This is a genomic window from Kitasatospora sp. NPDC038210, from assembly GCF_055600605.1.
Window position 1 is genome coordinate 16,962 of the sequence record NZ_JBVJYK010000004.1, and the last position, 13,740, is coordinate 30,701.

Sequence of the window (13,740 nt, forward strand, 5' to 3'; positions counted from 1 at the left end):
CGATACTGGAGTCACCACAGTGACCGACGTACAGACCCCCGCCTCGCACCCCGCACCCGGCGTGCTCAGCAGGATCTTCCGTACCGAACAGGACGGCGCCCCCGGCGACGGCCACGAGCAGGTCGTCCTGTGCCACGACCGCAGCTCGGGCCTGAAGGCCGTCATCGCCATCCACTCCACCGCCCTGGGCCCGGCCCTCGGCGGCACCCGCTTCTTCCCGTACGCCTCCGAGGAGGCGGCGCTGGAGGACGCGCTGAACCTCTCCCGCGGCATGTCCTACAAGAACGCGCTGGCCGGGCTGGACCTCGGCGGCGGCAAGGCCGTCATCATCGGCGACCCGAACAAGGACAAGAACGAGGCGATGCTCCGGGCCTACGGCCGCTTCGTCGAGTCCCTGCGCGGCCGCTACATCACCGCCTGCGACGTGGGCACCTACGTCCAGGACATGGACGTCATCGCGCGCGAGACCGAGTTCGTGACCGGCCGCTCGCCCGAGCACGGCGGCGCCGGCGACTCGTCCATCCTGACCGCCTTCGGCGTCTTCCAGGGCATGCGCGCCACCGCCCAGGCGCGCTGGGGCCAGCCGACGCTGCGCGGCAAGCGGGTCGGCGTCGCGGGCGTCGGCAAGGTCGGCCACTACCTGGTCGGCCACCTGGTCGCGGACGGCGCCACCGTCGTCGTCACCGACCCCTTCGAGGCCGCCGTCAACCGCGTGCGCGCGGCCCACCCGGACGTGGAGGTCGTCGCCGACACCGACGCCCTGCTCCGGGCCAAGCTGGACGTCTACGCCCCCTGCGCCCTCGGCGGTGCGCTGACCGACTCCGTCGTCGCCGCGCTGGGCGAGTTCGGCACCTCGATCGTCTGCGGCGCGGCCAACAACCAGCTGGCCCACCCCGGCGTCGAGAAGGACCTCGCCGACCGCGGCATCCTCTACGCCCCCGACTACCTGGTGAACTCGGGCGGCGTCATCCAGGTCGCCGACGAGATCGACGGCTTCAACTTCGAGCGCGCCAAGAACAAGGCCACCAAGATCTTCGACACCACCCTGGAGATCTTCACCCGGGCCGCCGCCGACGGCATCCCGCCGGCGGTCGCCGCCGACCGCCTGGCCGAGAAGCGGATGCGCGAGATCAGCGCGCTGCGCACCGTCCTGCTCCCGGGTGCCCGCCGCGGCTGATCCCGCCGCCGCGACCGACCCCGGATGCGCGGGGGGCTGCCACCGCGGCCCCCCGCGCATCACGATGTGGAACCGGATTCTCACTTCTGCGCCCGATCGGGTGATCCGACGCCCCCTAAGGGGGGATAATCGGTCCTGGAACGACGGACCCAAGACACCTCTGGACAGCGCGCAAATCGCCGCAAAACCTCCCCTGACCTGGGAAGACCTGGTCTCGGGTGCGGTCGGTGCGCGCCACGTCACACCGACGACGTACCGTCCAGCGGCGGAAACAGGTACCGTTAATGCTCCAAGGGACGGTCCTCCCATTCGGGCAGGCCGGTCCTGATCATGAACACGTGTCAGACTCGGGGCCGTGAGCCCCATCGTTGAGGGGGTCGACCCATGGGGCGCGGCCGGGCCAAGGCCAAGCAGACGAAGGTCGCCCGCGAGCTGAAGTACAACAGCGGCGGGTTCGACGCTAACCGTCTGTCCAACGAGCTGGGCGTATCGCCGTCCACCGCTTCGATCGACCCTGAGCCGATCGAGGAGGAGGAGGACGACGACCCGTACGCGGAGTACGCCGCCCGCTACGCCGACCTCGACGACGAGGACGACAACGAGCCGGGCACCGGGGCCTCGCAGGCCTCCCGCCGCTCGTAACAACCGCTTCGCCGGACCGGTCCGGGCGCCTGGGCGCCGGGCCGGTCTTCGGCGTTCCCGCTGACGGGAAGGGTCCGCGCCGGCCGTCGGACGACCTCCACGGGATGCGAGAGGGCCCCTCCGGCGACCGGAGGGGCCCTCTCGTCGTCCGGTCCGGATCAGACCGTCCGGAAGCCCTCGTAGGCGTTGTAGAGGGCCGCGCCGCCCTCGTGCTCGTCGGTGCGCTCGACGATGTCGCCGAGCAGCCAGGCCTCGACGCCGCGGTCCTCCAGGATCGACAGCACGGCGTCCACCGAGTGCGGCGGGACGACCGCGACCATGCCGACGCCCATGTTGAGCGTCTTCTCGATCTCCAGGGTGGCCACGTTGCCGACCTCGGCGACGGTCCGGAAGACCGGCAGCGGGGTCCAGGTGCCGCGGTCCAGGCGGGCGTGCAGGCCGTCCGGGATGACCCGGGCCAGGTTGGCCGCCAGGCCGCCGCCGGTGACGTGCGAGAACGCGTGGACCTCGGTGGCGCGGGTGAGCGCCAGGCAGTCCAGCGAGTAGATCCGGGTCGGCTCCAGCAGCTCCTCGCCGAGGGTGCGGCCGAACTCCTCGACCTTGCGGTCCAGCTTCCAGCCGGCCTCGTTGAGCAGCACGTGGCGCACCAGCGAGTAGCCGTTGGAGTGCAGGCCGGAGGCCGCCATCGCGATGACCACGTCGCCGGCCCGGACCCGGTCCGCACCGAGCAGCGCGTCGGCCTCGACGACACCGGTGCCGGCGCCCGCCACGTCGTACTCGTCCGGGCCCAGCAGGCCGGGGTGCTCGGCGGTCTCGCCGCCGACCAGGGCGCAGCCGGCCAGCGCGCAGCCCTCGGCGATGCCCTTGACGATCGAGGCGACCCGCTCCGGGACGACCTTGCCGACGCAGATGTAGTCGGTCATGAACAGCGGCTCGGCGCCGCACACCACCAGGTCGTCGACGACCATGCCGACCAGGTCGTGGCCGATGGTGTCGTGCTTGTCCATGGCGGCCGCGATGGCCACCTTGGTCCCCACGCCGTCGGTGGCCGAGGCCAGCAGCGGGCGCTCGTAGTTCTTGAAGGCGGAGACGTCGAACAGGCCGGCGAAGCCGCCGAGACCGCCGACCACCTCGGGGCGGTTGGCCTTCTTCACCCACTGCTTCATGAGCTCGACGGCGCGGTCGCCCGCCTCGATGTCGACACCGGCGGCGGCGTAGGTGGCGCCGTTCTGGTTGGAGCTGGTCACTGCGGTGCGGCCCTTCCGGGTCAGGTGGGGGGGGTGGTTCGGAACAGCGGGGGCTGGAACGACGGTGGGGCCCCGGGTTCCGGGACCCCACCTGAGTCACTACGGGCGGCGCAGCGCGTCGGCCGCGCCCGCCCCGCCGAGCAGCGACTGGACGCCGTCCAGGTCGCTGCCGCTGGTCGGCTTGCCGCGGACGGCCGGCTGCTGCTGGCCGCCCTTGATCTCGGCCTCCAGCAGGAGCTTCCCGAGCAGCGCCGGGTCCGGCAGCTCCATCGGGTACTCGCCGTCGAAGCAGGCCCGGCAGAGCTTGTCCTTGGGCTGCTTGGTGGCCTCGATCATGCCGTCGATCGAGATGTAGGAGAGCGAGTCGGCACCGAGGGTGCGCCCGATCTCCTCGATGGTCATGCCGTTGGCGATCAGCTCCGCGCGGGTGGCGAAGTCGATGCCGAAGAAGCAGGGCCACTTCACCGGCGGCGAGGAGATCCGGATGTGCACCTCGGCGGCGCCGGCCTCGCGCAGCATCTTCACCAGCGCGCGCTGGGTGTTGCCGCGGACGATCGAGTCGTCCACGACCACCAGGCGCTTGCCCTGGATGACCTCGCGCAGCGGGTTGAGCTTGAGGCGGATGCCGAGCTGGCGGATGGTCTGGCTGGGCTGGATGAAAGTGCGGCCCACGTATGCGTTCTTCACCAGGCCGGAGCCGTACGGGATGCCGCTGGCCTCGGCGTAACCGATCGCGGCGGGGGTGCCGGACTCGGGCGTCGCTATCACCAGGTCGGCCTCGACCGGGGCCTCCTTCGCCAGGCGGCGGCCCATCTCCACGCGGGAGAGGTGCACGTTGCGGCCGGCGATGGAGGTGTCGGGGCGGGCCAGGTAGACGTACTCGAACACGCAGCCCTTGGGCTTGGCCTCCGCGAAGCGGGAGGTGCGCATGCCGTTCTCGTCGATGGCGATGAGCTCGCCGGGCTCGACCTCGCGGATGAAGGAGGCGCCGCAGATGTCGAGCGCCGCCGTCTCGGAGGCGACCACCCAGCCGCGCTCCAGCCGGCCGAGCACCAGCGGGCGGATGCCCTGCGGGTCGCGGGCGGCGTAGAGGGTGTGCTCGTCCATGAAGACGAGCGAGAACGCGCCCTTGACCTTGGGCAGCACGACCTTGGCCGTCTCCTCGATGGAGAGGTCCGGGTGGCCGGCGAGCAGCGCCGTCACCAGGTCGGTGTCGTTGGTCGCCGCCGTCCGGCCGGAGCGCGAGACGTGCTCCTCGCCGGGCAGGTCGGCGACCATGGCCGCCAGTTCGGCGGTGTTCACCAGGTTTCCGTTGTGCCCGAGGGCCAGCGAACCGTGCACGGTCGCCCGGAAAGTCGGCTGGGCGTTCTCCCAGACCGAGGAACCGGTGGTCGAGTAGCGGGCGTGTCCGACGGCGATATGCCCGTGCAACGACCCCAGGGAGGCCTCGTCGAAGACTTGGGAGACGAGTCCCATGTCCTTGAAGACGAGAATCTGGGAGCCGTTGCTCACTGCGATGCCCGCGGATTCCTGACCGCGGTGCTGCAGGGCGTAAAGGCCGAAGAACGTGAGCTTGGCGACCTCCTCGCCGGGAGCCCAGACACCGAAGACGCCGCAAGCGTCCTGGGGGCCTTTCTCGCCGGGAAGAAGATCGTGGTTGAGTCTTCCGTCACCACGTGGCACGCCTTCGAGTCTAGGGCAGTTGGCACGGGCTTCCGGAACCCGGGATGCCGGGATTGTCGGGCGGTCGACGAGTAACGCGCGTAGACAAAACCCCTTACGGGGTGGGGATTTCGGCCCGGCGGAATTCCTGCGGGTGGCGGTTGGCCTTGTGGTTCGCGCCTGTTGGGGAGTTCCGTGTGCGGAGCGGCGGGTATCGGGGTGCAGCGGAACGTGAGCCTGCTCACCCGGCGTTCACCGGGGCTTCACGCGGCCGGGAGCAGCAGTCCCCAGGCGCCCGGGCGCACCGTCCAGGTCCGGGCGCGGACCGGGCCGACCGGGTGGCCGTCCGCCTCGTAGCCGAATCCCCGGCCGGCCACCGAGACGCTCGCCGCCCGGGCGCGCACCAGGGCGCCGGAGACCCGGACCACGACCTCCATCTCGCCCGTGCCGTCCGAGGCGCCGGACGGCAGGCTGACCTGGACCAGCCGGACCGGGCGGTGGACGTCGGCGAGCAGCCGGCCGTCGGCCTCGACCCGGACCCGCGGGCTGCGGTCGGCGCTCTCCGGAGTGAGTGCGTTCGCCTGCTCGGCCGCAGCCAGTTTCGCCCATAGCGAACGCCAGCCACCCGTACGGCTCACCAGCCGGCGCGCGCCGCCGCCGGTGATCCGCACCCCGCCCAGCGCCACCCCGCCGCCGTCGTCCACCAGCAGGTCCAGCCGGCGCGGCGCACCCGACAGCACCGCCCGCGCGGCCCGCACCGGCTCCCCCGGCACGCCGAGCGCGCGGGCCGCCGCCAGCTCCTCCGTGCGACCGACCGGAACCATCCCCACCGGTTCCGCGCCCAGCTCACGCTGCCGATGCAGCGCCTGCAGCACCCGCTGCAACGCGAGGTCGGAACCGATCACCACCGGTCGCCGCCGACCCCGGTGCGAAAGCACCCGGTCGAGTTCGGAAGAGTTCTCCGGGTAGACCACCTTGACGTCCGCGCCCCCGCAGAGCACGTCCCTCGCGATCCGCACCGACTCGCCGTCGGTCTGCCGGGCCACCGGGTCGAGGAGCAGCAGGAGCGGCTCGGAGCCGCCGGTAGCAGGCGTGGACAGGGACGACACGACCGGTCCTTCCTCAGGTAATCTCTCGGTGCAAGAGCCCCTTGCGCCATTGCGCCAGGGGCTTCGTCTATCTCGGGGCAGACTGCGGCCTACGCAGGATGCCCCAACCGGAAGGGGTGTACGCCTGTGCCGGCACTCGTGCTCGTTGGCGCTCAGTGGGGGGACGAGGGCAAGGGGAAGGCCACCGACCTCCTCGGCGGCTCCGTCGACTACGTCGTCCGCTACCAGGGCGGCAACAACGCCGGACACACGGTGGTCATCGGCGACCAGAAGTACGCCCTGCACCTGCTCCCCTCCGGAATCCTCAGCCCGAACGTCACGCCGGTGATCGGCAACGGCGTCGTGATCGACCCGGCCGTGCTGCTCTCCGAGCTGGCCGGCCTCAACGAGCGCGGCATCGACACCTCCAAGCTGCTGGTCTCGGGCAACGCCCACCTGATCACGCCGTACCACCGGACCCTGGACAAGGTCACCGAGCGCTTCCTCGGCAAGCGCCGGATCGGCACCACCGGCCGCGGCATCGGCCCGACCTACGCGGACAAGATCAACCGCGTCGGCATCCGGGTCCAGGACCTGTTCGACGAGTCGATCCTGCGCCAGAAGATCGAGGCGGCGCTGCACGACAAGAACCAGATCCTGGTCAAGCTGTACAACCGCCGCACCATCCCGGCCGACCTGGTGGTCGAGGAGTACCTGGGCTACGCGGAGAAGATCAAGCCGTTCCTCGCCGACACCACCCTCGTCCTGGACGAGGCGCTGAAGGCGAACAAGGTCGTCCTGCTGGAGGGCGGCCAGGGCACCCTGCTCGACGTCGACCATGGCACCTACCCCTTCGTGACCTCGTCGAACCCGACCGCGGGCGGCGCCTGCACCGGCGCCGGCATCGGCCCCACCAAGATCGACCGGGTCATCGGCATCCTGAAGGCCTACACCACCCGCGTCGGCTCCGGCCCGTTCCCGACCGAGCTGTTCGACGCGGACGGCGAGGCGCTGCGCCGGATCGGCGGCGAGCGCGGTGTCACCACCGGCCGCGACCGCCGCTGCGGCTGGTTCGACGCCGTCATCGCGCGCTACGCGACCCGGGTCAACGGCCTCACCGACTTCTTCCTCACCAAGCTCGACGTGCTGACCGGCTGGGAGCAGATCCCGGTCTGCGTCGCGTACGAGATCGACGGCAAGCGGGTCGAGGAACTCCCCTACAACCAGTCGGACTTCCACCACGCCAAGCCGATCTACGAGACGCTGCCGGGCTGGAGCGAGGACATCAGCAAGGCCAAGTCCTTCGCCGAGCTGCCGAAGAACGCCCAGGCGTACGTGAAGGCGCTGGAGGAGATGTCGGGCGCGCCGATCTCCGCCATCGGCGTCGGCCCGGGCCGGGACGAGACGATCCAGATCAACTCGTTCATCTGAGCCTGATCGCCCGAGCCTGATCGCCGCTCGATCACCGGAGGGCCCCGCGGGATTCGTCCCGCGGGGCCCTCTGCTTTGCCCCACGCCAGGGCGTTTGCACTAGTGCATAAACCTATTGCATCTAGTGCAGAGCGGCGCTACGTTCGGATCATGACCGCGAAGCTGCCCACGCCCGTCACCCTCACCGGCCGCCACATCCGCCTGGAGCCGCTGGAACGCCGCCACCTCGCCGACCTCTGGGCCACCGTCGGCTCCGACCCCGAGGTCTGGCGCTGGACCATGACCCTCCCGCCCGCCTCCGAGGAGGAGCTCGGCAGGATCCTCGACGCCCGCATCGCGGAAGCCGCCGCCGGCACATCGGTGCACTTCACCGCCGTCGACCTCGCGAGCGGCACCGCCGTCGGCATCACCGGCTACCACGACTTCAGCGCCGCGGACGAGTCCGTCGAGATCGGCGGCACCCTCTACGCCCGCTCGGTGTGGCGCACCGCGGTCAACACCGAGGCCAAGCTGCTGCTGCTCACCCACGCCTTCGAGGACCTGGGCACGGGACGCGTCTTCTGGAAGACCGACGCCCTCAACGAGCGCTCCCGCACGGCGATCCTGCGCCTCGGCGCACAGTTCGAGGGCGTCCTCCGCCGCCACCGCCTGCGCCCCACCGGCACCTGGCGGGACAGCGCCTACTTCTCGATGCTCGCCGACGAGTGGCCGCCCGCCAAGTCCCGCCTGGAGGACCGGCTTTCGCGGGGCTGACCGCTGGGCCGACGACGGGACCGCCGGCCGGACCGACGGCGGATCAGGCCGCCGGCAGGGCGGTCAGGGTGCCGTCGTCGGCGAGGAACAGGGCGGCGGACCGGCCGCTATTTCCGCTCGCCGCCGACGGAATGGCCGGCCGCGATCCCGCGCTTCGCCGGGCGGGGTTCGCGGGGCTGTTGGGTGACCAGCCAGACCAGCCAGCCGACGAAAAGGACGGCGAGGAGGAGTACGGACAATGCGGCGACCAGGAGCGCATTCACGGGGATACGGAAATGCGGCGGGAAGGGTGGGGACGTCGGGGAAGACGGAGAGGCGAGGGAAGGGGCATGGCTGTCTCCGGTCGGTGATGTCGGGTGCCGTGACCATGCATCTGGTGTGTAATTACGGCTGATTGGCGCTTGTTTAGACGGCAACAAGTCAGTGAGTGACACGGACGACCATAGGGTCAGGGTGCCAGAGTTGCTACCGAGCGAGAGAACGTTCACTCCATCGTGGGGTATCCCCCATTTCGGTAGCTAGGCCCCGGTATGCGCGGCACACTTCACCGGAAGCATCGACCGCAGCCGCGATCCGGAGAAGAGAGTCATGCCACCCCGCTTGTCGCCGACCGTGCGCCAGCAGCGCCTCGGGATCGAGTTGCGCAAGATGCGCGAACACGTGGGCGTGACGCCCAAGACCCTGGCCGCCACCATCGGCACCGACCTGCCCAAGATCTCCCAGATGGAGAACGGGAAGTCGGGCATCAGCGCCGAGCGCCTGCGGATCTGGGCCCACACCTGCGGCTGCGAGGAGGGCCCGTACCTCGACGCGCTGCTCGCGATGACGCAGGACCGGCGCAAGTACTGGTGGGACAGTTACCGCGGCCGGCTGCCCAGCGCGATCATCGACATCGCGGAGATGGAGCACCACGCGGCCTCCCTGTCCATCCTGAACAGCACCTTCATCCCCGGCCTGTTGCAGACCCCGGCGTACGCCGCCGCGGTGTTCGAGCGCCTCCCCCCGCAGTACCGGCAGGAGGCGGACGTCCGGAGGGCATTCCGGATTCGGCGCCAGCAGATCTTCGTCGACCACCCGAAGCCGTACAGCGCATTCCTGCACGAGTCCGCCCTGCGCATGCAGTTCGGCGGTCCGGAAGTGCTGCGCGAGCAGTTGCGCAGCCTGTCGGAGAATTCCGAGCGGCCCGGGGTGGAGATCCGGGTGATCCCGTTCAGCGTCCCCACCTACACGGGGTCCGGGGAGAGCCTCTACCTCGCCCGCGGGCCGGTCCCGGAGCTCGACACCGTCCAGATCGACCTCTCCCACGGTCCGAAGTTCGTGCACTCCGAAGCGGAATTGGACTCCTACCGCCGGATCAAGGAGAAGACCGCGGCGATCGCGCTCGGGCCGGACGAGTCCCGGGACTTCATCCGGACCTTACGGAAAGACTTCTCATGAGCATGTGGCGCAAGGCGTCGGCCAGCGGAGAGAGTACCGACTGCGTCGAGGTCAGGGCGGCGGGCGGGCTGGTGGAGATCCGCGAGTCGGACCTGCCCGAGGTGGTCGTGCGCACCACGCCGCGCAAGTGGGCCGCCTTCGTGCGCGGGGTGAAGGCCGGGGAGTTCGACCGGTACGGCGACCTCTCCCGGCCGTGACGCCGGCCGTCGACCCGGACGTGACGGCGGCCGTCCGGACCCGCGGCGGCGGTAGGCTTGGCAGCCCACAGTGGACCCCTGCGCCTGGCACAGCACCCCGGGTGGGGTGCGCGTGCGGGAGAAATCGGAGCATCCGAGGATGGCTCGGCACCTGATCACCAGCGCCCTTCCCTACATCAACGGGATCAAGCACCTGGGCAACATGGTCGGGTCCATGCTCCCGGCGGACGTCTACTCCCGCTACCTGCGCCGGCGCGGCCACGACGTGCTGTTCATCTGCGCCACCGACGAGCACGGCACCCCCGCCGAGCTGGCCGCCAAGGACGCCGGGCTGCCGGTCGCCGAGTTCTGCGCCCGGGCGCACGACGCGCAGAAGGCGGTGTACGACGGCTTCGGGCTCTCCTTCGACCACTTCGGCCGCAGCTCCTCGCCGCAGAACCGGGAGATCACCCAGGAGATCGCCCGCGAGCTGCAGCGCAACGGCTTCATCGAGGAGCGCGCGATCCGCCAGGTGTACTCCAACGCCGACGGACGCTTCCTGCCGGACCGCTACATCGTCGGCACCTGCCCGCACTGCGGCTACGACAAGGCGCGCGGCGACCAGTGCGAGAACTGCACCCGGGTGCTGGACCCGACCGACCTGCTGGAGCCGCGCTCGGCGATCAGCGGCAGCTCCGACCTGGAGGTCCGGGAGACCAGGCACCTGTTCCTGCTCCAGTCGAAGCTGACCGAGGAGGTCGAGGCCTGGGTCGCCGCGCACGGTGACGAGTGGCCGGTGCTGGCCTCCTCGATCGCCCGCAAGTGGCTGACCGAGGGCCTGCAGGACCGCGCGATCACCCGCGACCTGGAGTGGGGCGTCCCGGTTCCCGCCGACGTGTGGCCCGAACTGGCCGCCGAGGGCAAGGTGTTCTACGTCTGGTTCGACGCCCCGATCGAGTACATCGGCGCCACCAAGGAGTGGGCGGACGCCGCCCCGGCCGGGCAGCTGCGGGACTGGAAGTCCTGGTGGTACGAGGCCGACGAGACCGTCCGCTACACCGAGTTCATGGGCAAGGACAACGTCCCGTTCCACACGGTGATGTTCCCGGCGACGATCCTCGGCTCGCGCCGCCCGTGGAAGACGGTCGACTACGTCAAGGCCTTCAACTGGCTGACGTACTACGGCGGGAAGTTCTCCACCAGCCAGAAGCGCGGCATCTTCAGCGACGTCGCACTGGAACTGCTGCCCGCCGACTACTGGCGCTACTTCATGATGGCGCACGCGCCCGAGTCGGACGACTCCAGCTTCACCTGGGACCTCTTCGCCTCGGTGGTCAACAAGGACCTCGCCGACACCCTCGGCAACTTCGTCAACCGGGTGCTCACCTTCAGCCGCAAGCGCTTCGGCGACGACGTCCCCGGCGGCCACCCGGCCGGCGATGCCGAGCAGCGCCTCGGCGACCAGGTCGCCGGGCTGCTCGCCGAGTACGAGACGCAGCTGGACGCCCTCAACTTCCGCAAGGCGGCGCAGGCGCTGCGCGCGCTGTGGAGCGCCGGCAACGCCTACCTGGACGAGAAGGCGCCCTGGCTGCAGGTGAAGACCGACCCGGAGGCGGCGGCGCTCACCCTGCGCACGGCGATGAACCTGATCCACCTGTACGCGGTGGTGTCCGAGCCGTTCATCCCGGCCGCGGCGGCGGCCATGCGCGGGGCGTTCGCGCTGCCCGCGGACTCCCCGGCGGCCACCCGCAGCTGGGTGGGCCGCGAGGAGGCGCGGGCACTGGACCTGGTGCCGGCCGGGACGGCGTTCACCGTGCCGCCGGTGCTGTTCGCCAAGATCACGGACGAGGACCTGGCGGCCTGGACGGCGCGCTTCGGCGGCTCGGAGGCCTGAGGACGGCACGACGCGGCGGGGCCCGGAGGATCACCTCCGGGCCCCGCCGCGTCCGGTGCGGCCTCCACCCGGGCCTCCTCCCGGCTGCGACCTCCGTCCGAAGGCGCGACCGGCCGGTCAGCCGATCAGGTCCAGCGCGCCGGTCCCGGTGAGGTCGTACGCCCCGGCGAGGAGCAGGAAGAGCAGCGCCGACAGCGTCAGCCCGGTGTAGTGCAGCCGGCCGAACAGGGTCCACCAGCGCCCGCGCCAGGCCAGCACCGCGCAGAGCGCCATCCCGAGGGTGAGCACCAGGGCGGTCACGACCAGCACCGGGACCACGGTCAGCAGCGGCGAGTCGGCCAGGAACAGCGTCTGGTTGAGCGCGTTGGAGTCCGCCGTCAGCAGGGCGAAGCAGCCGGTGGCGGCGACCAGCAGCGCCCCGGCGGCCCAGCCGAGCAGACGGACGGCGGGCCGGTCGGCGCGGCCCCTGCGCCGCACCAGGCGGACCGCCGCGGCCACCGGCCAGCCGATCAGGGTCAGCACGAGGACGGTCAGGCTGCCGACCGCGATCAGCCGGTGCAGACCGGGCGCCTGGTACCAGGAGAGCCGCTCGAAGGCGATGGTCGGGTCGGAGTCGGTGAGCAGGGAGACGATGTCGCCGTCGGAGCCTGCCCGGAAGGCGATCCGCGCCGTGCCGCCGACCTCCTGGAACAGGCCGGGCTCGATCTGCTCCCAGTGCGTCTCGCTCACCTGCGGGTCGCGGCCGACCGGACCGGTGACGGTGAGCCGGCCGTGCTCCGCGGTGACGTGCAGGGAGGCCGTCAGGGCGGCGGCCCTGGTCAGTTCGGAGTGGCTGGTGCGGGTGGAGCGGTAGTCGCCGGTGTAGGCGTCCAGCCCGCCGGTGACGGGCGCGGTCGCGGCGGCCGGGGCGGCCGGGTAGAAGCGGTCGACGAAGGCGTTGAGCACCTGCTGGGTGGCCCAGCCGCCGGTCGAGTCGGTGCCGTCGCCGTTGAGCGTCACGTAGAGGCCGACGCCGCGCTGCGGCAGCAGCGCCAGGTTGCTGTGGAAGCCGGGCACGTCACCGTCCTTGACCAGCAGCTGCTCGCCGTTGCGGGTGCGCTGTTCGAGCAGGTAGGCCATGCCGGACAGCCGCGGGTCGGGGCCGTAGTGGCGGGCGAGCAGCTGGGCGGCCATCGCCGGGTCGAGGATCCGCCGGCCGTCCGCACCGCCCTGCGGGAGCTGGGCGACCAGCAGCTTGGCCATGTCGGCGGCGGTGGTGACGGCGGCGGCGCCGGTCGGGGTCCAGGGGCCGTAGAGCCCCTTGGTCTCGGTCTGGCCGTCGCCCTCGGGGCGGTAGCCGTGGGCGAGTTCGGCGTCGACGGCGGCCGGGTGGGGCTGGGTGAAGGTGGTGCGGTCCATGCCGAGGGGCTGCAGGAGGTGCTCGGCGACGTACTGGTCGAAGGGCTGTCCGGAGACCACCTCGACCAGGTAACCGGCGAGCGCCACACCGTAGTTGTCGTACGCCGCGGCGGTGCCGGGGGGCCGGACCCGGTCGGGCTGGTGGGCGGCGAGCGAGGCGCCGAGGCTCCCGGTGTGCTCGGGGCCGGCCTCGGCGAGGCCCATGAAGGTGTCGTCGAAGCCGCCGGTGTGGGTGAGCAGGTTCTCCACGGTGACCGGCCGGCCGGGATAGCCGTCCCTGATCCGGAAGCCGGTCAGGTAGCGGTTGACGTCGGCGTGCAGGTCCAACTTCCCTGCCCCGACCTGCTGGAGGACGGCGATCGCGGTGAAGACCTTGGCGTCGGAGCCCATGAAGAAGGCGGTCCGGGCCGGGTCGACCGGCTTGCCGGTCCGCACCTCGGCCACGCCGTAGCCGCCTGAGAAGACCTCGTGCCCGCCGGCCACCACGGTCACCGCGGCGCCCGGGATCCGGTGGTCGGCGAGCAACTGCGGGACGAGCCGGTCGAAGAGGGCCCTGACCGCGGCGGTGTCCGGCGGTGCGGGTGCACCGGAGCCACCCGTCGCCGAACCGGCGCCACCCGCCGCCGGCCCGGCGCCGGACCCGCCGGCCGCGTGGGCCGGGGTGAGGCCGTAGAGGAAGAGGCCGAGGGCGGCCAGGACCAGGATCAGGCGGATCAGCGGACGACGGGCGGCGGGGCGCTTGGGCATGGCGAACTCCATGGACGGAAGGCGTGGTTGTGGAAGCTCGGAGACCCCGTGGCGGGCCGCTTCCCGATGCCAGGACACTAGGCCGGGG

General features: G+C 71.3%; 12 protein-coding genes. 7 read left to right on the forward strand and 5 right to left on the reverse strand.

What is annotated here, in order from left to right:
* The first annotated feature begins 19 nt into the window (after positions 1-19).
* Complete coding sequence (locus tag ACZ7KX_RS09195) at positions 20-1,177, forward strand: Glu/Leu/Phe/Val dehydrogenase dimerization domain-containing protein (protein WP_470325944.1); 1,158 nt, start codon at positions 20-22, stop codon at positions 1,175-1,177.
* Between the two features lie 384 nt (positions 1,178-1,561).
* Positions 1,562-1,819 (forward strand): DUF3073 domain-containing protein, encoded by a 258-nt coding sequence (locus tag ACZ7KX_RS09200; RefSeq protein WP_350523757.1) that lies wholly within the window; start codon positions 1,562-1,564, stop codon positions 1,817-1,819.
* A gap of 158 nt (positions 1,820-1,977) precedes the next feature.
* Here the strand turns inward: ACZ7KX_RS09200 and purM are convergent, their stop codons facing one another.
* The 3 genes from purM to ACZ7KX_RS09215 all read right to left on the reverse strand — a co-directional run bounded on the left by purM (position 1,978) and on the right by ACZ7KX_RS09215 (position 5,837).
* The gene (gene purM, locus ACZ7KX_RS09205; RefSeq protein WP_470325945.1) at positions 1,978-3,066 is read right to left on the reverse strand and encodes a phosphoribosylformylglycinamidine cyclo-ligase; all 1,089 of its coding nucleotides are present in this window, start codon (positions 3,064-3,066) and stop codon (positions 1,978-1,980) included.
* A gap of 99 nt (positions 3,067-3,165) precedes the next feature.
* The gene (gene purF / locus ACZ7KX_RS09210) at positions 3,166-4,749 is read right to left on the reverse strand and encodes an amidophosphoribosyltransferase (protein WP_470325946.1); all 1,584 of its coding nucleotides are present in this window, start codon (positions 4,747-4,749) and stop codon (positions 3,166-3,168) included.
* Positions 4,750-4,991: 242 nt separating this feature from the next.
* On the reverse strand, positions 4,992-5,837 hold the full coding sequence (locus ACZ7KX_RS09215) for a diacylglycerol kinase family protein (protein ID WP_470325947.1): 846 nt from the start codon (positions 5,835-5,837) through the stop codon (positions 4,992-4,994).
* 126 nt (positions 5,838-5,963) lie between these two features.
* On the opposite strand from ACZ7KX_RS09215, the gene ACZ7KX_RS09220 reads away from it, so the two are divergent.
* Both ACZ7KX_RS09220 and ACZ7KX_RS09225 read left to right on the forward strand, forming a co-directional pair.
* Positions 5,964-7,247: an adenylosuccinate synthase gene (locus ACZ7KX_RS09220; protein WP_350523753.1), complete on the forward strand. Its 1,284-nt coding sequence runs from the start codon at positions 5,964-5,966 to the stop codon at positions 7,245-7,247.
* Positions 7,248-7,397: 150 nt separating this feature from the next.
* Positions 7,398-8,000: a GNAT family N-acetyltransferase gene (locus tag ACZ7KX_RS09225; protein WP_470325948.1), complete on the forward strand. Its 603-nt coding sequence runs from the start codon at positions 7,398-7,400 to the stop codon at positions 7,998-8,000.
* A gap of 107 nt (positions 8,001-8,107) precedes the next feature.
* Here ACZ7KX_RS09225 and ACZ7KX_RS09230 read toward each other — a convergent pair whose 3' ends face one another.
* Positions 8,108-8,263, reverse strand: coding sequence for a hypothetical protein (locus ACZ7KX_RS09230; RefSeq protein ID WP_470325949.1), 156 nt, complete (start codon positions 8,261-8,263; stop codon positions 8,108-8,110).
* A gap of 325 nt (positions 8,264-8,588) precedes the next feature.
* Between ACZ7KX_RS09230 and ACZ7KX_RS09235 the strand changes: the two genes are divergently transcribed.
* The 3 genes from ACZ7KX_RS09235 (at position 8,589) to metG (ending at position 11,507) form a co-directional block, all read left to right on the forward strand.
* On the forward strand, positions 8,589-9,437 hold the full coding sequence (locus ACZ7KX_RS09235; protein WP_470325950.1) for a helix-turn-helix domain-containing protein: 849 nt from the start codon (positions 8,589-8,591) through the stop codon (positions 9,435-9,437).
* The gene (locus ACZ7KX_RS09240) at positions 9,434-9,634 is read left to right on the forward strand and encodes a DUF397 domain-containing protein (protein ID WP_470325951.1); all 201 of its coding nucleotides are present in this window, start codon (positions 9,434-9,436) and stop codon (positions 9,632-9,634) included. The genes ACZ7KX_RS09235 and ACZ7KX_RS09240 overlap by 4 nt, the downstream gene beginning before the upstream one ends.
* Positions 9,635-9,773: 139 nt before the next feature.
* Positions 9,774-11,507 carry a methionine--tRNA ligase gene (metG, locus tag ACZ7KX_RS09245; RefSeq protein ID WP_470325952.1) on the forward strand — a complete coding sequence of 578 codons (1,734 nt, stop codon included), beginning with the start codon at positions 9,774-9,776 and terminating at the stop codon, positions 11,505-11,507.
* 117 nt (positions 11,508-11,624) lie between these two features.
* Here metG and ACZ7KX_RS09250 read toward each other — a convergent pair whose 3' ends face one another.
* Entirely contained in the window at positions 11,625-13,652 is a 2,028-nt protein-coding gene (locus tag ACZ7KX_RS09250; protein ID WP_470325953.1) for a serine hydrolase domain-containing protein, read from the reverse strand.
* Positions 13,653-13,740 lie beyond the last annotated feature (88 nt).